This window comes from Microbacterium esteraromaticum (assembly GCF_016907315.1).
Taxonomy (GTDB): domain Bacteria; phylum Actinomycetota; class Actinomycetes; order Actinomycetales; family Microbacteriaceae; genus Microbacterium; species Microbacterium esteraromaticum.
The window spans coordinates 1,883,294-1,901,038 of sequence record NZ_JAFBBS010000001.1 but is presented as its reverse complement, the minus strand read 5'-3'; the positions used below and the strand labels follow the sequence as shown (position 1 = coordinate 1,901,038).

Below are 17,745 nucleotides of genomic sequence, written 5' to 3'. Positions count from 1 at the left end.
GCATGACGGCCCCGGACACCATCGTCATCGCCGGTCGCGTGCACGCGCTCGCCGGCGCCTCAGCCTCCGAAACCGGCAGCGCTCGCACAGCCGCTGAGGCCGTCGCAATCGCCGACGGCCGCATCGCCGCGATCGGCTCGCGAGAGGCGATCATGCAGCTCGCCGGCGAGGGGACCGAGGTGCGCGAGCATCCGGATGCCACGATCATCCCCGGCCTGGTCGACGCGCACACGCATCCGATCTACAGCCTGGGGATCGTCCGCGGACTCTCCCTGGTCGGCGTTCACGATCACCACGAGCTCGTCGCTGCCCTGGAACGCGGCCGCGACGAGCAGGCGGACGCCGAGTGGTTTCTGGCCTGGGGGCTCGACCCCACCGCGTTCGAGGGGCGGCCGATCAGCAACGACGCTCTGCACGCCGTGCTCGGCGCCGACAGGCCGGCCTACATCAAGATGTTCGACGCGCACTCCGGCATCGCCTCGTCGGCCGCGCTCGCACGCGCAGGCGTCACGCAGCCGCAGGCGAATCCCGACGGCTCCGCCGTGGCCGGCGACGATCAGGGCAGGCTCACGGGTCACCTGATCGAGTTCCCCGCCATGGAGCTGGTCGAGAGCGTGCTGCCGGCCGACACCCGCGAGGACCGGCTGCAGAGACTGCATGCGCTGCTGAGCGGAATGGCCGCCCACGGCATCACCGCGACGCACGTGATGGACCTGAAGGACCCCGACGCGCTCGATCTGCTCGACGCCCTCGAGCGCGACGGCGACCTTCCCGTGCGGCTGCGGATATCGCCGTGGTGCGAACCGGGCATGACCGATGACGAGATCGACGCGCTCATCGCGATGCAGGGCCGCGGCGGCCGCCGCTTTCGCGTGGAGGGCGTGAAGCTGTTCATCGACGGGACGGTCGAGGGCGGCACGGCCTGGCTGGCGACGCCGGACACCGCCGGCGAGGGTCTGGCATCGGTGTGGCCGGATGCCGAAGAGTACGCCTCACGGATCCGGCTCTTCCACGAGCGCGGCGTGCCGACGGCGACGCATGCGATCGGCGAGCGCGGCATCCGATTCGTCGCCGAGACGCTCGCGGCCCTGCCGGCGGACGGTCCTCAGCATCGGATCGAGCACCTCGAGTCGGTCGAGGACGACGTGATCGACCTCATCGGCCGCAGCGGCATCGCCGCCAGCATGCAGCCCACCCACTGCACCCATCACGTGCGCCCCGACGGCGGCGACGACTGGTCGCGGCGTCTCGGACGCACCCGCGCCGAGCGGGCATGGCGCACCGGCGACGTGCGCCGCAGCGGAGCTGTGCTGGCGCTGGGGTCGGACTGGCCGGTCGCGGCGTTCGACCCGTGGGAGATCATGGCCGATGCCCAGGCGCGCACCTCGGTCGCGCATCCGGGTTCGGCCCCCGTGCGACTCGACCAGGCGCTCACCGCCCGCGAGGCTCTCGAGGGATACACCACCCACGCGCATCGGGCGATCGGGTCGCCCGGCGGAGCGCTGACGGTCGGAGCGCCGGCAGACCTCGTCGTGGTCGACCGCGATCCGCTCGACGTGACGCCGGAAGAGCTCATGGGAGCTCAGGTGCTGCTGACCCTGATCGACGGAGCGCTCACGCACGGGTGACGCCGGGGGTGCTCTCGACGCGCGTGCGTGGCTGTCAACCCTCTCCTCACCCTGCTCGGACTCGTCGAGGGTGGATGCACACCGACCGAAGGAGTCAGCGATGAGCGACAGCACACCCCAGAGCGACGACCAGAACCAGAACGACGAGCAGGAGCTGCTCGTGAACGGCCTGGACGACGGCACCGGCGACCCCAACGACGACCGCGCCTACCTTCAGAGCACGCCGCCGGCGCAGGTCGACGACGAGGCCGTGCGCGAGCACCTCGCCGAAGAGGAAGGCGACGGCGACGACCTCTGAGCGGTCATCGCCGATGATGAGCATCCACTGACCCGTCGCGGCGCCGGGGAGTAGCATCCCGGGCATGACCATCCGCTTCGAGAACGTCGGCATCGCCGTGCGCGACCTCGACGCGGCCGTGTCGTTCTTCACCGCGCTCGGCCTCGCGGTCGTCGGCCGAGACGAGGTCAGCGGCGACTGGGCCGACACGGCCGTCGGGCTCGACGGCAATCACGCGAAGATCGCCATGCTGCAGACGCCCGATGGCGGCGGCCGGATCGAGCTGTTCGAGTACGTGCATCCAGACGCGATCGAGACGGCTCCGACGCTGCCGAACGAGATCGGGATGCACCGGGTCGCGTTCCAGGTCGACGATCTCGACCAGGCGCTGGCGATCGCCGCGCAGCATGGATGCCATCCGCTGCGCGGCGTCGCCGACTACCAGGGCATCTACCGGCTCACCTACCTGCGCGGGCCGAGCGGCATCCTCGTCATGCTCGCCGAAGACCTCACCGGCAGGTGAGATCCGTCAGGCGGTGTCGGACTGGCCCCGGTCGCTCGACTCGGACTTGCGACCGCCGGCCTCGAGAACGTCACCGGCCGGCAGCTCCTTGTGCCCGCCGAACTGCAGGCGCATCGCCGACAGCACCTGATTGGCGAACTTGTCTTCATCGCGCGACGCGAACCGCTCGAACAGCGACGCGGCGAGCACGGGAACGGGCACGCCCACATCGACCGCGGCCTTGACCGTCCAGCGGCCCTCGCCCGAATCCGAGACGCGGCCGGCGAGGCCGTCGAGGGTCGGGTTCTCATTGAGCGCCGTCGCGGTCAGGTCGAGCAGCCACGACGAGATCACCGATCCGCGGCGCCACAGCTCGGTGACCTTCGAGGTGTCGATCGGGAACTGGTAGAACTCCGGCTCTTCGAGAGGCGCGACCTCGGCCGAATGCTCGGCCTCGCGCACGCCGGCATCGGCGTTCTCGAGCAGGTTGAGCCCCTCGGCGATCGCGGCCATGATGCCGTACTCGATGCCGTTGTGCACCATCTTCACGAAATGGCCGGCACCGGCAGGGCCGCAGTGCAGGTACCCCTGCTCCTCCGGAGCCAGTTCGCCGGTGCGACCGGGGGTGCGCTCGATCTCGCCGACGCCCGGAGCGATGGTCTTCAGCAGAGGCTCGATGTGCTGCACGGCGGCATCCGATCCGCCGACCATGAGGCAGTACCCGCGCTCGAGTCCGAACACGCCGCCGCTCGTTCCGGCATCGACGTACTCGATGCCCCGCTCGCGCATCGCCGCCGCGCGGCGCACGTCGTCGCGATAGTTCGAGTTTCCGCCGTCGATGATGATGTCGCCCTCGTCGAGCAGATCGGCGACCTGGTCGACGATCCTGCCGGTGAGGCCCGCGGGCACCATCAGCCAGATCACGCGGGGAGTCTGCAGCTTCGAGACGAAGTCCTGCAGGTCGGTCGCGCCGACCGCCCCGTCGGCGGCGATCGCCTCGACCGCCTCCTGATTCACGTCGTAGCCGACGCATTCGTGCCCGTCGCGCATCAGACGGCGCACGATGTTGGCGCCCATTCGTCCGAGTCCGATCATTCCCAGCTGCATCATGTCTCCCGTCGATTCGGCGTCTCCATCGTCACGCACCCTCGGAGGGCCTGGCAACCCCCGTGCCCCCTCACCCGTCGAGCACTAGGGTGTCGGGATGATCAGTCGTGACGTGCTCGCCGAGCAGAGAGCCGATGCCGTCGCGCGCGCCGAGCATGCGGCATCCGCCCTCGCCGATCTCGTGCACGACCGCCAGGGGTCGAACGATGACGACGAGCACGACCCAGAGGGCGTCACGCTGTCGTCGGAGTGGTCGCGTCTGTCGGCCCTGGCCGACGCGGCGGCAGACGAGGTGCGGCAGTATGACGATGCGCTGTCACGGTGGGATGCCGGTGACTACGGCATCTGCGCGAGCTGCGGAAGGCCGATCCCGGAAGGCCGGCTGGAGGTGCGCCCCTTCGCCCGGCTCTGTGTGCCGTGCGCCGAGAAGAAGTGAGTGCGGGGCGGACGCCGCCGCTACGGCGCGCTCACGTCGGCCCGGCCGTAGCCGCCCAGCCTCTCGATGGCGAAGTCGAGAAGGGCTGACGCGCGAGGCGTGAGCTGCATGTCCTCCGGCCAGATCCCCACGACGTGCGAGACGGTGACCGGCGGGTCGAACGGCCGGATGACCACAGGCAGCCCCTCGACGCTCACCGGCAGGGTGTTCGGCCGCGACATCAGAAGCCCGTAGCCGAGCCCACGACCGACGAGGGCCTCGACGAGGCCGATCTGCGCCACTCGGGCCTCGACCCGCGGCGAGAGACCGCGGGCCGTGAACGCGTCGGTCACGTTGCGGACACCGGGAGTCGCGTCGTACTGGATGAACGGCTCATCCGCGAGGTCGGCGAGGTCGACCGACTCGGCAGAGGCCAGCGGGTGATCGGGGTGCAGGTACGCCTCGAGCTCGGTCGCGTAGATCTTGCGGCGGCTGTAGCCGAGCGGCAGCGACACGTTGTAGACCAGCGCGACGTCGAGCCTGCCCGCCTCGAGCGCCGACAGCAGCTCCTCGTTGGTGCCGACCATGATCTCGATGTGCACACCCGGGTGCCGCTTGGGGAACCCCTCGAGCAGCTCGGGCACGACACTCGTGGCGAAGCTGTCATAGCATCCGAGTTTCACCGGCCCCCGCAGCTCGTCGCCGTCGCCGGCGGCCAGCACGAGCTCATTCGTGTCTGCGACGATCTGCCTCGCTCGCTTGGCGAACTGCACACCGGCCGGTGTCAGTGTCAGCCCCCGGGCCTTGCGCCGCACGCAGAGCTGCTCGCCGACGGCCTTCTCGAGGCCCGTGATCGCCTGCGACAGCGCCGACTCGGAGATGTGCAGGTCGGCGGCCGCCGCGCTGAGAGTCGGGAAGTTGGGCAGAGCGGCGAAGAGTTCGAGCTGCCGCAGGCTGACGTCGACCATATCTTCAGTCTAGCCGAATTAGTTCCTTGAATAACTGTGATTTACACGCAGTGGCAACCGCGGGAGCATGGGCAAAACCCTTCCCGACCCTCGTCATCGAGGGCAGACAACGACGTCAGGAAATTCGATGACCTCCTCACCCGCCACGGGCACTCCGGCATCACAGCGCCGGATCGCCTTCGCCACCATCGTCGGCACCACGATCGAGTGGTACGACTTCTTCATCTACGCGACGAGCGCAGCGCTCGTCTTCGCCCAGCTCTTCTTCGAACCCGCCGGCAAGGGCCTCGGCCTGCTGTTCTCGTTCGCGACCGTGGGCATCTCGTTCCTCTTCCGTCCGCTCGGCGCCTTCCTCGCCGGCCACTACGGTGACGTCATCGGCCGTCGCGCGATGCTCGTCGCGACTCTGGTGCTCATGGGCGGCGCCACCACGCTGATCGGCGTGCTGCCGACCTACGCGCAGGTCGGCATCGCCGCCCCGATCATGCTGCTGATCCTGCGCATCCTGCAGGGCCTCTCGGCCGGCGGCGAATGGGGCGGCGCGGTGCTGATGGCCGTCGAGCACGCGCCCGCGAACCACCGCGGCCGCGCGGGATCGTGGCCGCAGCTCGGTGTCCCTCTCGGCTTCATGCTCGCCTCGGGCGTGACCGCGCTGATGACCGGTGTCGTCTCGCCCGGCGCCGCCTACCTCGAGTGGGGCTGGCGCGTGCCGTTCCTGCTCAGCATCGTGCTGATCGTCGTCGGCTTCGTGATGCGCCGGTCGGTCGACGAGAGCCCGGTCTTCGCCGAGATCGCCGAACGGGGCAAGCAGGCCAGCCTGCCGATCATCACCCTGTTCCGCCGCCACTGGCAGCTGGTACTGCTCGCCGCCTTCGTCTTCGTCGGCAACGGCACCCTCGGCTACATGACCACCGGCGGCTTCCTCAACAACTATGCGATCAGCGTGCAGGATCTCGCTCGCACCGACGTGCTCGTCGCCGCGGTCTTCGCCGCCGCCGTCTGGTTCTTCTCGACGCTGTTCGCCGGCTACCTGTCCGACGTGATCGGCCGCCGCAGCACCTTCCTCATCGGCTTCGCGCTGCAGGCCGCCGTGGTGTTCCCCGTCTTCTGGCTCGTCGACGCCGGCGGTCTGGTGGGCCTCTACACCGCCCTGCTGCTGATCTCGACCGGTCTGGGCCTCACCTACGGCCCGCTGGCGGCCTGGTACGCCGAGATCTTCCCCGCATCCATCCGCTTCTCCGGCGTCTCGATCACCTACGCTCTCGGCGCGGTGCTGGGCGGCGCGTTCGCCCCGATGATCGCGCAGATGCTGCTCGATGCCACCGGCACCACCGTCGCCGTGTCGTCGTATCTGCTCTTCGCCACTCTGCTTGGCGCCGGCGCGACCCTGTGCCTGCGCGACCGCAGCGGCATCGACCTCGGCTCAGGCAACGCGGCCGAGCAGGCGACCGGAGCGACCGTCTTCGAGCCGAAGAACACCGCCGACCTGGCCGGAGTGCGCTGACAGCGCCCCACGCAGACCGACTGAGCACAAGGAGAGACCCGCATGGCACCCCACAGCACCAGGATCGCGATCATCGGCGGAGGGATGGGCGGCCTCACGGCCGCCATCGCCCTCACGCGCATCGCCGGAATTCAGGTCACGGTGTTCGAGCAGGCCGGCCGCCTCGGCGAGGTCGGCGCGGGCGTCACCGTCGCGCCGAACGCCGCCCGCGTTCTCGACCGCCTCGGCGTCTATGAGAGCGTGCGCGACGCGGGTGCCGTACCCGACGGCCATGGCGTGTATCTGAACGCGATGGGCGAGATGGTCACGGATGCCGCGTGGGAGGACTCCGCGAAGCAGTACCGCAACATCGGCATGTACCGCCCCGACCTCATCGACATCCTCGCGCGCGAGATCGACCCCGAGAGCATCCGTCTCGGCCACCGCCTGACGGCGGTCGAGACGGTGCCCTCGACCGACGGACCGGATGCTGTGCGCGTCGAGTTCGAGAACGGCGCGAGCGAGGAGTTCGACGCGATCATCGGCGCCGACGGCATCCACTCCGTCGTCAGAAGGGCCGTAGGGCAGCATCCCGAGCCGGTCTACTCGGGGTACATCGTGTACCGAGGTGTGGTCGATGCGTCGCGGCTGCCCGAGGACTGGCCGATGATCAGCCAGGTATGGATGGGCGACAGCAGGCACTTCATGTGCTATCCCCTGCAGCAGCGCAGGCTGTTCAACTTCGTCGCCGGCGTACCAAGCGACCGGCCGCTGAACGGCCCGTGGTCAGGCTCGGCCGAGGTCGGCGAGCTCGCTGCCGAGTTCGCCGGCGACGGGTGGGACCCGCGACTGCAGCGGTTCATCAGCTCGATCGAGAAGACGTTCTGGTGGGGCCTGTTCGACCACGAGCCGCTCACCAACTGGTCGCGCGGCCCGATCGCGCTGCTGGGCGACGCCGCGCACACGATGCTGCCGCACCAGGGACAGGGCGTGAACCAGGCCATAGAAGACAGCATGGCGCTGGCCACGTTCCTCGCCGCAGCGCAGACGGTGGCCGACATCCCCGAGGCGTTCCGTCGCTACACGGCAGTGCGCATGCAGCGCACCGCCATCCTGCAGCACGGATCTCGCCGCGCGGGGGCGATGTTCGACGCGCAGTACGAGTTCGAGAACCTCGACAAGCGCGACGCCGACATCCGCGTCGGCCGCGATTTCCGCCGCAGCGCGGTGTTCGACTACGACGCGCAGAAGGTCGCCGAAGAGGCGCTCACCCGATTCAGGAAGGACAAGGTCGCATGACCTCGATCAGCATCATCGGCAGCGGCAAGATGGGCGCGGCCATCGCCGAAGTGGCCACCAGGGCGGGAGCCGCGGTTCAGATCATCAAGCGCAGCGCGACGAGCCCGTCGGCCGCACGCGACGGCTACGACTACGGCGTCATGGGCGACGAGCTCACCGGCGACCTCGTCGTGCTCGCGGTTCCGTACGGCGCGTACCCCGGCATCCTGCAGCACTACCGCGACCAGCTCAGCCGCAAGGTGGTGATCGACATCAGCAACCCGATCGACTTCTCGACCTATGACCGGCTGCGCTCACCCGCCGACTCGTCGACAGCGGCCGAGCTCGCGAAGATGCTGCCCGAGGGATCGGCCGTGGTGAAGGCGTTCAACGTCAACCTCGGCGAGACGCTCACCACCGGCACGAACGGCACCACCACCACGACCGTGCTGTACGCCGGAGACTACGCAGAGGCGAAGATCGCCGTCGCCCAGCTGATCGAGGGGGCCGGGATGCGGGCGGTGGATGCCGGACCGCTGACCCGCGCCCGCGAGCTCGAGGCCATGGGGTTCCTGCAGATCATCATGGCCGCGCTCGGCAAGACGCGATACGAGTCGGGGTTCACGCTGCTGGCGTGAACCCCGCCCCGGCGATCACGCGAGCGTGAGGAACAGCTTCTCGAGCTCATCGAGACTCGGCGCGCCCTCGTCGGCGTCGTCGGCGATGCAGTGCTTCAGCGCCGTGCTGATCACCGCGAAGCCCGCGCGATCGATGGCCTTGCCGACGGCCGCGAGCTGGATCACGACGTCACGGCAGTCGGCATCGGTCTCCATCGCGTCGATCACCGCGCTCAGCTGACCGCGGGCGCGCTTGAGCCGGTTCACGACCTTGCGGATCTCGTCATCGGGTGCGGCGCTCATGCGGACTCCTTCTCGAAAGAGCGGTCGGCGGCGAGCATCCGGATGCCTGCAGCCCACGTCAGATACCCGCCGTCGAGGTTGCGGGCCTCGCGTCCGTGCTGGCGCAGCAGGCGCACGGCGGTGTGCCCTCGCTGCCCGACCTGGCAGTGCACGATCAGCTCGCCTGCGGGCAGCCGGTCGAGATTGTCGCGCAGTTCGTCGACCGAGATGTTCACGCTGCCGGGGATGGCCCCTGCCTCATACTCGCCCGCACTGCGCACGTCGACGAGGGTCGCCCCGTCGGCCACCGCGGCAGAGAGCTCGTGCCACTGGATGCCGTCGGTGAGGCCCGTCGCCGCGTTGTCGGCGATGTAGCCGAGCATGTTCACCGGGTCTTTCGCCGACCCGAACTGCGGCGCATAGGCGAGCTCGAGCCGGCTCAGCTGCGAGGCGGTGAGCCCCGCCTGCATCGCGGTGGCGATCACGTCGATGCGCTTGTCGACCCCGCGGCGCCCGATCACCTGCGCGCCGAGGACGAGGTCGGTCTCGGGGTCGACGAGCAGCTTCATCCTCAGCCGCTCGGCACCCGGGTAATAGTCCGCGTGATCGGCGGGATGGGCGTGGATCACGCGATGGGCGCGACCGGCATCCCGAAGCCGCTTCTCGCTCCACCCCGTCATCGCGACGGCGAGATCGAAGACCCCGACGATCGCCGTGCCGAGCGCGGGCAGTGCGTCGGCCGGATGGCCGTCGAGCAGGCCGGCGTCGGCGGCGATCGCGTCTGCGGCCGTGCGGCCGTGACGGTTCGCGAGACCGGCCATGGTGACGAGCGCCGGCCCAGCAGACACGGCGTCAATCTTCTCAACACCGTCGCCGACGGCGAAGATGCGCGGGTCGCTCGTGCGCTGCAGGGCATCGACCGCGGTGCCGCCGGTCGGGCCGATGGCGAGTCCTGCGGCGACGGCGATGGATGCCGCAGGACGAACGCCCCGCGCATCGATGACGATGTCGGCCGCGACGGTGCTGCCGTCATCGAGGTGCACGCCGTCGGCATCCATCGACTCGACCGAGGTGCGCAGCCGCAGGTCGACGCCGTGCTCGCGCAGCTCGTCGACGACGAGGGCGGCCATCTCGACGTCGAGGGGGCTGAGCGGGTGCATGCCGTGCTGCACGAGAGTGACCTCGAGTCCACGGCGCACGAGATTCTCGACCGCCTCGAGGCCGATGAAGCCGCCGCCCACGACGACCGCGCGGCCTGCGGACGGCAGGTCGGCGAGCGCGAGGGTGATGCGATCGACGTCGTCGATCGTGCGCAGGGTCGAGACGACGGGCGCCCCGGCGGTCTGCTCGAACGCCTCGCGCGGCGCGGCGCCCGTCGCGAGAACGACGTGGTCATAGGGCTCGTCGACGATCGCGCCGGTGGTCACGTCGCGGATGCTGACGATTCGGGCATCGCGGTCGATCGCCACCGCCTCGGCGCCCGTGCGCACGTCGAGGGCGAACCGCGCCCGCAGCGAGGCGGGCGTCTGCAGCAGCAGCGATTCTCGGTCGGTGATCACGCCGCCGACGTAGTACGGCAGTCCGCAGTTCGCGAAGCTGACATGGTCGCCCTGCTCGACGACGATGATCTCGGCGTGCTCGTCGAGCCGCCGCAGCCTGGTCGCCGCCGACATGCCACCGGCGACACCGCCGATGATGATGACGCGCACGGGTCAGCCCTTGCCGAACAGCCGGGCGAAGAAGCCGGGGGTGCTCTCGTGACCGCGGCACCGGTCGCTCGAGGGCACGCCGGCCATCACGCTGTCGACGTGCTGACCGCAGCCGCTCCACGTCGTCTTTCCGCACTGGCGGCAGGTCACTGCTCGGCACACGATGTTCTCCTCGTCGTCTTGGGTACCCGCCCAGCCTATGCGATACCCCCGGGGGTATCTGTGAACCGCCTGGATCCGCCCCGTGGCGGACGAGACGCAGAAGTAGGCTGAGGGCATCATGGAACAGTTCATGCACGGCTTCTGGGTCTTCGCGGGCAGCTACTGGTGGCTGGTCTTCCCGCTCATGGGCGTCGCCGGCGGCATCGGCAAGTCGTGGGAGCGCGCATCGAAGCGGCGCCACGAGCGCCGGCTCGAGACGCTGCGCCTGAAGGGCGAGATCAAGGCCGCTCAGCTCGCCGCCCGCGGCGGCACCCCTCTGCCGGCCAGGCAGACCGCGCGACAGGTCGCGGCCGACGAGCGCGCCTCGACCCGCCAGCTGCTCGAGAAGCTGTTCGCCGAGCACGACGAGATCACCGCACGCTGGCTCGAGTACGAGCTCGATGTGGCCAAGCTCATCGCCTTCCCCGCCATGAGCGACGGACGCCAGCCGCTGACCGCCGCCTTCCTGCGCGCCAAGAAGATCGCAGACACCCTGCGCCCCGCATCGGCAGATGCGCAGCTGACCGAAGCCGAGATCGCCGAATACCTCGACGCCGTTGGCAGCTACTCGGTGGCGTTCGACGTCGCCGAGCGCGATGCGCGCCGGCTGCGCGACGCGAACTTCAGCGAAGTCGAGCGCAAGCGCCTCGACCGCGCGCGACACCTGCTCACCGTCGCCCTCGACGACGCCGCCACCCAGGCCGAGCGCAACCTCGCCTATAAGCGCGTACGCGAAGAGCTCGACGGGCTCATCCTCATCTCCGACGAGGCCGTCGACGTGCTCGAGAAGAAGGTCGCTGGACAGATCGGCTCGGCACCGGCATCCGAAGTCGGGCCTGAGCCGGAGCCGATGCGCCTTCCCCGGGAAGAGCAATGAGGGTGCACAACGTCACCGGCCCGATCGCCGGTCATGCCGAGGGCCCGGTCTGGGCGGCGGCGTGGGGCGGGCTGCGGTGGGTGGATGCCGCTGCCGGCGACCTGCTCACGCTGCGCGACGACGGTGTCGTCAGGCAGCACGTCGACGACGAGTTCGTCGCCTTCGTGCGCCCGCGCCGCACGGGCGGTTTCGTCGCCGCCGGCGCCCGCACGCTCTACCTCGCCGACGAGGCAGACGGCGAGACCCGTGCCGTGGCACGGCTGGGCGACGACCCCGGTGTGCGGATGAACGACGGATGCTGCGACCCCGACGGCCGGCTGCTCGCGGGCTCGATGGCATACGACTCCGCCGCCGGTCGCGGCTCGCTGCGACGGATCGATGCCGACCTGTCGATCAGCACCGTGCTGCCAGAGGTGACGGTCTCGAACGGCATCGGCTTCACGTCTGAGGGATCGCAGGCCTACTACGCCGACACCGCGACCGGCCGGGTCGACGTGTTCGACGTATCCGACGGCGAGCTCGTCGGCCGGCGCCCCCTCGTCACGATCCCCTCCGAGATCGGCGCGCCCGACGGGCTCTGCATCGACCACGACGGCAACGTGTGGGTGGCGCTGTGGGGCGGGTCGGCCGTGCAGGCATACGACGCATCGGGGGCGCTGATCGAGCGGATCGAGCTGCCCGTGCCCCAGGTGAGCGCCTGCACATTCGGCGGCACCGGGTTGGGCACCCTGTTCATCACCACGTCGGCGCAGGGCCTCGACCCCGACCACGGCACTGAGGCCGGCTCGCTCTTCGCGGTCGACCTCGGTGTGCGCGGCCTGCCCACCCTGCCCTTCGCCGGCTGACCCTGGCGCCGGGGCCTGCGCCCTGGGCCCTGGGCCCCGCGCCGCGCCCTGTGCCTTCGCGGTTCGCGCCCTCGCGTTCCCCCGATACGTGCACGCAGCGCCCGGCCGCGTTTCCCGCGACGGCGGAACGTGCAGGTTTCGGCGGAGAGAGGGGCGCCGTAGGCTCGGGCACATGGAGAACTCGCACACGCTGCGCGTCGGGATCGTCGGAGCCGGAGGCATCGCGCCGCCGCACATCGAGGGCTGGCTGGCCCTGGGCGCCGAGGTCGCGATCCTGCGGAGGACGGATGCCGATGTGCTGGCCGACCGGTTCGGCATCCGGATCATTGGCGAACTCGACGAGCTGATCGACGCGGTCGACGTCGTCGACATCATCAGCCCGACCTCGACCCACCTCGACATCGCGCGGGCGGCCTTCGCCCGCGGCCGGCACGTCGTGTGCGAGAAGCCGCTCGCGGTCAGCACCGCCGACGCGCGGGCGCTCATCGACGCCGCCGACGAGGCGGGGGTCAGGCTCTTCCCCGCGCACGTCGTGCGGTACTTCGAGGGCTACCGCACGCTGAAAGAGAGCATCGGCACGGTCGGCACGCTCACCGAGCTGACGTTCCGGCGTACGGTCGCGGCCCCCGACTCTGCCTGGTTCTACGCCGAAGACGCCGGCGGCGGACTCATCCGCGACCTGATGATCCACGACATCGACCAGGCGCTGTGGCTGGCTGGTTCGGTCGTCGAGGTGTCGGCCACGCAGGATCCGCCCGCGGTCGGGGGCCGGGTCGCGCCCCCGGTGTCGGCGCACGCGACGCTCACGCACGCGAACGGCGCGATCAGTCACCTGCGCGCCGACTGGCTCGAGCCAGGCACGCCGTTCCGGTCGACGGTCGAGGTGGCCGGCGCCGATGGCATCCTCCGCTACGACACCGACGTCGACCCCATCGGCGCCGAGCCATACCGTGCCCAGCTCGCCGACTTCGCCGAGGCGATCCGCACCGACGGCGAGGCGCGGGTCACCGCCGACGACGGGCTCGCCGCGGTGGCTCTGGTGGATGCCGCCTATGCATCCCTCGCGGGAAAGCGCCCCGTCACGTTCTGACTGCTCCTCGCCCCCGCTCATCGCCGCCGCCCCTGCTCATTCACGTCACTGAGCAGGGGCGGGGGCGCTCAGCAGGGGCGGGAACGACCGAGCAGGCGCACCACCACGCGGCTCGGCTCGTTCAGGAACCAGAAAGGCCCAGCGGGCGCACGAGCACGTGCCGTCGGTCACGCACCCAGACGACGCCCGACTCGCGGTGCTCGGCGCGGGTCGCGAAGCGGTAGCGGTACGAGATGACGCGCACCCATGCGGGCTGCTCGCCGTCGAAGGGGTCGCGGTGCAGCATCCGGAGCGTCGGGGCGTCGGCCTCGAGCAGGCGGACGAGGAGCATCGTGAACCAGTCGTCGAGCGACCGCCCCAGCGGCAGGAACCACATCAGCCAGTCGAGGCGCAGCTGGTACGGCGCGAACTGCCGCGGGATCCGCCGCACATCGGTGGGCTTGCCCTTGAACTCGTACTCGCGCCAGTCAGCGGCATCGGGATCGGCGTCGGTCGTGCCCTCGACGACGTACTCGATGCGCTGCTTCGTCACGGTGCCGAAGGCGCCGTACGCGTTCGCGAGCTGCCAGCGGTTGAAGCTGGCGTTCATCAGCTGCCGGCTCGCGAAGAGGTTGCGCAGGGCGGGCCAGCTGAGCACCAGATACAGGATGCCGATGGCCGAGGTCACGACGATCCAGGAGAGCGGGATGCCCGGCTCCTGCCTGCCCTCCGCGCCCGCAGGGAGCCCGATCGCCGAGAACGCGATGACGATCGTCGCCCAGTTCAGCCACGCGAAGTTGCCGGTCAGCACCAGCCACAGCTGAGTGAGGATGATGATCGCCCCAGCGATCGCGCCGATCAGCAGCCACGGCCCGTCGGGCAGCCAGAGCGCGCCGAGGGGCGCGAACAGGAAGAACGGCACCGCCAGCTGCGCGAAGTGACTGCCGATCACCTCACCGCGGTGGAACCACTTCGGCAGCAGGTGGGCCTGCCGGCTCAGCGGCCCCGGCATCGGCTGCGTCTCATGGTGGTACATGAGTGCGGTGAGGTCGCGCCATTCACGCCCGCCGCGGAGCTTGATCATGCCCGCACCGAATTCGAGGCGGAACACCAGCCACCAGAACAGCACGATCACGACGGTGGGCGGCGGCTGATCCGCCGAGCCGAGGAACGCCGCAAGGAACCCCGCCTCGAGCAGCAGCATCTCCCAGCCGAACGAGTAGAACGTCTGCCCGATGCTCGTGATCGACATGTAGCCGCCCCACAGCAGCAGGAAGCAGATCATCGGCACCCAGGGCGGCGCCAGCTGAGGGATGCCGATCGCCAGCAGCCCTGCGATAACCATGCCAGCCCAGCAGAGGACGACGAGTCGGCGGTCCGTGTAGCGGATTCTCGCGAAGACGGTGGGGCGCAGCATCCGTCGCCTGCTCTTCGATCCGGCGACCCAGTCCAGCAGCTCAGGCGCTGGCAGCAGCCCTCGTTCGCCGAGCAGGGGACGGAACTGGTTCAGCGTCGACAGGAACGCGACCAGGTAGAGCGCCGCGATGCCCCTCTGCAGAACCTCGCGGGCGAAGCCGAACTCGACGGCGGCGAATCCGTCCATGCTCCACAGGCTACGACGGCGCCCAGCCCGATGGAGGGGTATTGACAGCGTTCGAATCGCTCATCCGGCCGCGTACCTGCGGGCAGAGCTGCCAGATGAGCGATTCGAACGCCGGGGGGCGGGTCAGCCCTGCGGCAGCGCGGCGACCACGTCGATCTCGACGAGGATGTTCGCGAGCTGTGAGCCCACGGTGGTGCGCACGGGGAACGGAGCCGTGAAGAACTCCTCGTACGCCGCGTTGAACTCGGCGAAGTCGGCGAGGTCCTGCAGGTGCACGGTCGACTTGACCACGTCGTCCATGGTCAGGCCGTGCTCGGCGAGCACCAGCTGGATGTTGCGCAGCACCTGGCGGGTCTGGTCGCCCACGTTGTCGGCGATCGCGTGGTCGTTCGCCGCGTCCTGCGGGCCGAAGCCGGCGGTGTACAGGAAGCCGTTCGCGACCACTCCGTGGCTGTACGGGCCTGCGGGGGTGGGGGCGCCTTCGGCGTAGAAACCGATCTTGGGCATCTTCTCTTCTCCTTCTTTCTCGGTTCTGTTCATCCCAGCTGGTGGGAGATCTCGGCTGCGGTCTCGCGCAGCATGGGCACGCGCTGCTCGAGCTGCGCGCGGTTCTGGGCGACGCGCAGCGCCGTGAGCGACAGGGCCCCCACGACGCCGGCGGACGTGACGATCGGCACGGCGACGCAGCCGACGAAGTCCTCGAACTCGGCGTCGTCGAACGCCCATCCGCGGCGGGCGGTGAGGGCGAGGTCGGCGTCGAGGGCGGCGCGGGTGGTCAGCGTATTAGCTGTGTGCGGATGCCAGTCGCTGCCGGCCAGCACGGCATCACGGCGATCCACGGGCAGCTCGGCCAGGATCGCCTTGCCGATGCCGCTGCAGTAGGGCAGCACGGATGCACCGACACGGGAGTACATGCGCACGCCCGCGGCGTCTTCGACCTTGTCGACGTAGACGATCTCATCGCCGATCAGCGCGCCGACGTGCAGGGTGTTGCCGACGATCCGGTGCAGCCGGCGCACGTGCGCGAAGGCCGCGCCGCGCAGGTCGAGCTGCTCGAGGGCCGCGCCGCCCAGAACGGCGAGCTGCATGCCGACCGCGTAGCGCCCGTCGCTCTGCCTGCGCACGAAGCCGACCTGCTCGAGGCTCTGCAGCTCGCGGAACATGGTCGAGCGGTGTATGCCGAACTTCTCGGCCAGCTCGTTCACCGTCGCGGTCTCGGCGGCGAGGGCGCTGAGGATGCCGGCGGCCCGGGTGACGCTCTGCGACATCAGGCATCCCCTCGACTCACGTCGCGGCGTGGCTCGTGACGCAGGCCGCGGCCGGGAAGCGCCCCGGTCGGCTCTCCGCCGGCGAGCACCTGCACCCCGGCGACGAAGACGTCGTCGATGCCGGTGGCGAGGGTGCGGGGCTGCTCGTAGGTGGCGCCGTCGGCGACGGTCTCGGGGTCGACGAGCAGCACGTCGGCGATCGCGCCCTCCTCGATCACTCCACGGCGACCGAGACCGAAGCGACGCGCCGGCTGAGCAGAGAGGTGATGCACGGCATCCGCCCACGTCCACGTGCCGAGCTCGCGCACGAACTCGCGCAGGTACCGCGCGAACGAGCCGGCCGCCCGCGGATGCGGGTGCGCGCCGACCCAGATGCCGTCGGAGCCGCCGATGTGACCCGGGTGCGCGAAGATGCGGGCGAGCTCGGTGGCGGGTCGGGGGTTCCGCACGGCCATGACGGCGCTGCTCTCCATGCGCGAGGCCGCGAGCAGATCGAGCGCGAAGTGCATCGGGTCGGCACCTGCGCGCGCGGCGGCCTCGCGCAGGGTGAGGCCGTGCGCCCAGGCGAAGTCGGATGCCGCGATGTGGGCGAGCGTGATCATGTCGGGCCAGTCAGGGCCGAGGCTCGGGCTGTTCGAGGCGCGCTGCACGCACGTGTCGCGCAGGGCCTCGCGTCCGAGCGGGTCGCCGAGCAGGGCGACGACCTCGTCGACCGGCAGCGCCGAGATCTCGGGCGGCAGCAGCGGCATGCCCAGCAGGGTGCAGCCGCGGATGTACGGGTACGCGTCGAAGGTGGCTTCGACTCCGGCTGCCGCGAACGCGTCGAGCTGCTCGAGCACGATGTCGGCGTCGGCGTGCAGGTGCGAGACGTGCACGGGCAGGGCGGCACCGGCATCCGCTGCGGCGCGTCGCGAGATGTCGACCATCTCGGCGATGCCGGCCGCGGTGTTCGCCTCGTACCCGCCGCGCATGTGGCTGACGTACACGCCGCCGGCGCGTGCGACCGGGGTGCAGAGCGCGGCGATCTCCTCAGCGTCCTGGAAGATGCCGGGCACGTAATCGAGCCCGGTCGACAGGCCCAGCGCGCCGTCGGCCATCCCCTGCTCGACGAGGGCGACCATGCGCCGCCGTTCGGCGTCGGTCGCGACCGCGCTGCTGCGCCCGCACACCTCGAAGCGCACGGTGCCTGCGGGCACCAGGTAGCCCGCGTTCAGCGCCGAGGCGCCGTCGACGGCATCCAGCAGCTCGGCGATGCCGCCGCCGGAGTAGGTCGGGTGGGGCCCGTTGATCGCCGCGAAGTACCCGCTGGCGTAGGCGCCGTCGCCTGGTGCGTACGAGACGCCGTCCTGCCCGCCGATGATCGTCGTGACGCCCTGCCGCAGCAGCGCCCTGGTGACGTCGGGGTCGCGCAGCATGCCGTCGGCGTGCGAGTGCGCGTCGATGAATCCGGGCAGAACGAGGCGGCCGGTCGCGTCGATGACGCGATCGTCCGGCCGGCTGTCGACGTCGCCGACGGCGACGATGAGGTCGCCTTCTATAGCGACATCCGCTGCGACGACGTCGCCGGATGCCACCACGGAGCCACCGCGCAGGACTGTGCGACCGGACATGCTGCT

Annotated in this window: 19 protein-coding genes; 10 read left to right on the top strand and 9 right to left on the bottom strand. The window is 70.2% G+C overall.

From position 1 onward, the window contains the following. Positions 1 to 2 precede the first annotated feature (2 nt). The 3 genes from JOE67_RS09175 (at position 3) to JOE67_RS09165 (ending at position 2,428) form a co-directional block, all read left to right on the top strand. Entirely contained in the window at positions 3 to 1,628 is a 1,626-nt protein-coding gene (locus tag JOE67_RS09175; RefSeq protein WP_204975292.1) for an amidohydrolase, read from the top strand. Between the two features lie 100 nt (positions 1,629 to 1,728). Beyond that, a complete protein-coding gene (locus JOE67_RS09170; protein WP_204975291.1) occupies positions 1,729 to 1,926 on the top strand; it encodes a hypothetical protein in 198 nt (65 codons plus the stop codon). Between the two features lie 64 nt (positions 1,927 to 1,990). Then, positions 1,991 to 2,428: a VOC family protein gene (locus JOE67_RS09165; RefSeq protein ID WP_204975290.1), complete on the top strand. Its 438-nt coding sequence runs from the start codon at positions 1,991 to 1,993 to the stop codon at positions 2,426 to 2,428. Positions 2,429 to 2,434: 6 nt separating this feature from the next. Here JOE67_RS09165 and gnd read toward each other — a convergent pair whose 3' ends face one another. Further along, complete coding sequence (gene gnd, locus JOE67_RS09160; protein WP_239528060.1) at positions 2,435 to 3,517, bottom strand: phosphogluconate dehydrogenase (NAD(+)-dependent, decarboxylating); 1,083 nt, start codon at positions 3,515 to 3,517, stop codon at positions 2,435 to 2,437. Positions 3,518 to 3,611: 94 nt separating this feature from the next. On the opposite strand from gnd, the gene JOE67_RS09155 reads away from it, so the two are divergent. Further along, entirely contained in the window at positions 3,612 to 3,950 is a 339-nt protein-coding gene (locus JOE67_RS09155; protein WP_204975289.1) for a TraR/DksA family transcriptional regulator, read from the top strand. Positions 3,951 to 3,970: 20 nt separating this feature from the next. On the opposite strand, the gene JOE67_RS09150 is transcribed toward JOE67_RS09155, so the two are convergent. Beyond that, positions 3,971 to 4,897 carry a LysR family transcriptional regulator gene (locus tag JOE67_RS09150; RefSeq protein ID WP_204975288.1) on the bottom strand — a complete coding sequence of 309 codons (927 nt, stop codon included), beginning with the start codon at positions 4,895 to 4,897 and terminating at the stop codon, positions 3,971 to 3,973. Between the two features lie 127 nt (positions 4,898 to 5,024). Between JOE67_RS09150 and JOE67_RS09145 the strand changes: the two genes are divergently transcribed. Genes JOE67_RS09145 through JOE67_RS09135 form a run of 3 tightly spaced genes read left to right on the top strand, consistent with a single transcriptional unit; the run spans position 5,025 to position 8,296 of the window. Then, positions 5,025 to 6,401 carry an MFS transporter gene (locus JOE67_RS09145; RefSeq protein WP_204975287.1) on the top strand — a complete coding sequence of 459 codons (1,377 nt, stop codon included), beginning with the start codon at positions 5,025 to 5,027 and terminating at the stop codon, positions 6,399 to 6,401. A gap of 42 nt (positions 6,402 to 6,443) precedes the next feature. After that, positions 6,444 to 7,679: an FAD-dependent monooxygenase gene (locus JOE67_RS09140; protein WP_204975286.1), complete on the top strand. Its 1,236-nt coding sequence runs from the start codon at positions 6,444 to 6,446 to the stop codon at positions 7,677 to 7,679. Continuing rightward, positions 7,676 to 8,296: an NADPH-dependent F420 reductase gene (locus tag JOE67_RS09135; RefSeq protein WP_204975285.1), complete on the top strand. Its 621-nt coding sequence runs from the start codon at positions 7,676 to 7,678 to the stop codon at positions 8,294 to 8,296. The genes JOE67_RS09140 and JOE67_RS09135 overlap by 4 nt, the downstream gene beginning before the upstream one ends. A gap of 15 nt (positions 8,297 to 8,311) precedes the next feature. Here the strand turns inward: JOE67_RS09135 and JOE67_RS09130 are convergent, their stop codons facing one another. The 3 genes from JOE67_RS09130 to JOE67_RS09120 are packed head-to-tail and all read right to left on the bottom strand — an operon-like array spanning position 8,312 to position 10,428. Next, on the bottom strand, positions 8,312 to 8,578 hold the full coding sequence (locus JOE67_RS09130; protein ID WP_204975284.1) for a metal-sensitive transcriptional regulator: 267 nt from the start codon (positions 8,576 to 8,578) through the stop codon (positions 8,312 to 8,314). Next, a complete protein-coding gene (locus JOE67_RS09125; RefSeq protein WP_204975283.1) occupies positions 8,575 to 10,266 on the bottom strand; it encodes an FAD-dependent oxidoreductase in 1,692 nt (563 codons plus the stop codon). The genes JOE67_RS09130 and JOE67_RS09125 overlap by 4 nt, the downstream gene beginning before the upstream one ends. 3 nt (positions 10,267 to 10,269) lie before the next feature. Further along, on the bottom strand, positions 10,270 to 10,428 hold the full coding sequence (locus tag JOE67_RS09120) for a hypothetical protein (RefSeq protein ID WP_204975282.1): 159 nt from the start codon (positions 10,426 to 10,428) through the stop codon (positions 10,270 to 10,272). A 118-nt stretch (positions 10,429 to 10,546) separates the two neighbouring features. On the opposite strand from JOE67_RS09120, the gene JOE67_RS09115 reads away from it, so the two are divergent. The 3 genes from JOE67_RS09115 (at position 10,547) to JOE67_RS09105 (ending at position 13,279) form a co-directional block, all read left to right on the top strand. After that, positions 10,547 to 11,344 (top strand): hypothetical protein, encoded by a 798-nt coding sequence (locus JOE67_RS09115; RefSeq protein ID WP_239528058.1) that lies wholly within the window; start codon positions 10,547 to 10,549, stop codon positions 11,342 to 11,344. After that, positions 11,341 to 12,189, top strand: coding sequence for an SMP-30/gluconolactonase/LRE family protein (locus JOE67_RS09110; RefSeq protein ID WP_204975281.1), 849 nt, complete (start codon positions 11,341 to 11,343; stop codon positions 12,187 to 12,189). The genes JOE67_RS09115 and JOE67_RS09110 overlap by 4 nt, the downstream gene beginning before the upstream one ends. A gap of 172 nt (positions 12,190 to 12,361) precedes the next feature. Next, positions 12,362 to 13,279 (top strand): Gfo/Idh/MocA family protein, encoded by a 918-nt coding sequence (locus JOE67_RS09105; RefSeq protein WP_204975280.1) that lies wholly within the window; start codon positions 12,362 to 12,364, stop codon positions 13,277 to 13,279. Between the two features lie 121 nt (positions 13,280 to 13,400). On the opposite strand, the gene JOE67_RS09100 is transcribed toward JOE67_RS09105, so the two are convergent. From JOE67_RS09100 to JOE67_RS09085, 4 genes are all read right to left on the bottom strand, one after another. Beyond that, positions 13,401 to 14,861 carry a lipase maturation factor family protein gene (locus tag JOE67_RS09100; RefSeq protein ID WP_204975279.1) on the bottom strand — a complete coding sequence of 487 codons (1,461 nt, stop codon included), beginning with the start codon at positions 14,859 to 14,861 and terminating at the stop codon, positions 13,401 to 13,403. A gap of 123 nt (positions 14,862 to 14,984) precedes the next feature. Continuing rightward, complete coding sequence (locus JOE67_RS09095; RefSeq protein WP_204975278.1) at positions 14,985 to 15,368, bottom strand: RidA family protein; 384 nt, start codon at positions 15,366 to 15,368, stop codon at positions 14,985 to 14,987. Positions 15,369 to 15,397: 29 nt separating this feature from the next. Continuing rightward, complete coding sequence (locus tag JOE67_RS09090) at positions 15,398 to 16,129, bottom strand: IclR family transcriptional regulator (protein ID WP_204975277.1); 732 nt, start codon at positions 16,127 to 16,129, stop codon at positions 15,398 to 15,400. Beyond that, on the bottom strand, positions 16,129 to 17,739 hold the full coding sequence (locus JOE67_RS09085; protein WP_204975276.1) for an N-acyl-D-amino-acid deacylase family protein: 1,611 nt from the start codon (positions 17,737 to 17,739) through the stop codon (positions 16,129 to 16,131). The genes JOE67_RS09090 and JOE67_RS09085 overlap by 1 nt, the downstream gene beginning before the upstream one ends. Positions 17,740 to 17,745: the final 6 nt, after the last annotated feature.

Coding starts and splice junctions, on each gene's coding strand:
- JOE67_RS09175 (WP_204975292.1), top strand. CDS start 3: ATGACGGCCCCGGACACCATCGTCATCGCCGGTCGCGTGCACGCGCTC.
- JOE67_RS09170 (WP_204975291.1), top strand. CDS start 1,729: ATGAGCGACAGCACACCCCAGAGCGACGACCAGAACCAGAACGACGAG.
- JOE67_RS09165 (WP_204975290.1), top strand. CDS start 1,991: ATGACCATCCGCTTCGAGAACGTCGGCATCGCCGTGCGCGACCTCGAC.
- gnd (WP_239528060.1), bottom strand. CDS start 3,517: ATGATGCAGCTGGGAATGATCGGACTCGGACGAATGGGCGCCAACATC.
- JOE67_RS09155 (WP_204975289.1), top strand. CDS start 3,612: ATGATCAGTCGTGACGTGCTCGCCGAGCAGAGAGCCGATGCCGTCGCG.
- JOE67_RS09150 (WP_204975288.1), bottom strand. CDS start 4,897: ATGGTCGACGTCAGCCTGCGGCAGCTCGAACTCTTCGCCGCTCTGCCC.
- JOE67_RS09145 (WP_204975287.1), top strand. CDS start 5,025: ATGACCTCCTCACCCGCCACGGGCACTCCGGCATCACAGCGCCGGATC.
- JOE67_RS09140 (WP_204975286.1), top strand. CDS start 6,444: ATGGCACCCCACAGCACCAGGATCGCGATCATCGGCGGAGGGATGGGC.
- JOE67_RS09135 (WP_204975285.1), top strand. CDS start 7,676: ATGACCTCGATCAGCATCATCGGCAGCGGCAAGATGGGCGCGGCCATC.
- JOE67_RS09130 (WP_204975284.1), bottom strand. CDS start 8,578: ATGAGCGCCGCACCCGATGACGAGATCCGCAAGGTCGTGAACCGGCTC.
- JOE67_RS09115 (WP_239528058.1), top strand. CDS start 10,547: ATGGAACAGTTCATGCACGGCTTCTGGGTCTTCGCGGGCAGCTACTGG.
- JOE67_RS09110 (WP_204975281.1), top strand. CDS start 11,341: ATGAGGGTGCACAACGTCACCGGCCCGATCGCCGGTCATGCCGAGGGC.
- JOE67_RS09105 (WP_204975280.1), top strand. CDS start 12,362: ATGGAGAACTCGCACACGCTGCGCGTCGGGATCGTCGGAGCCGGAGGC.
- JOE67_RS09100 (WP_204975279.1), bottom strand. CDS start 14,861: ATGGACGGATTCGCCGCCGTCGAGTTCGGCTTCGCCCGCGAGGTTCTG.
- JOE67_RS09095 (WP_204975278.1), bottom strand. CDS start 15,368: ATGCCCAAGATCGGTTTCTACGCCGAAGGCGCCCCCACCCCCGCAGGC.
- JOE67_RS09090 (WP_204975277.1), bottom strand. CDS start 16,129: ATGTCGCAGAGCGTCACCCGGGCCGCCGGCATCCTCAGCGCCCTCGCC.
- JOE67_RS09085 (WP_204975276.1), bottom strand. CDS start 17,739: ATGTCCGGTCGCACAGTCCTGCGCGGTGGCTCCGTGGTGGCATCCGGC.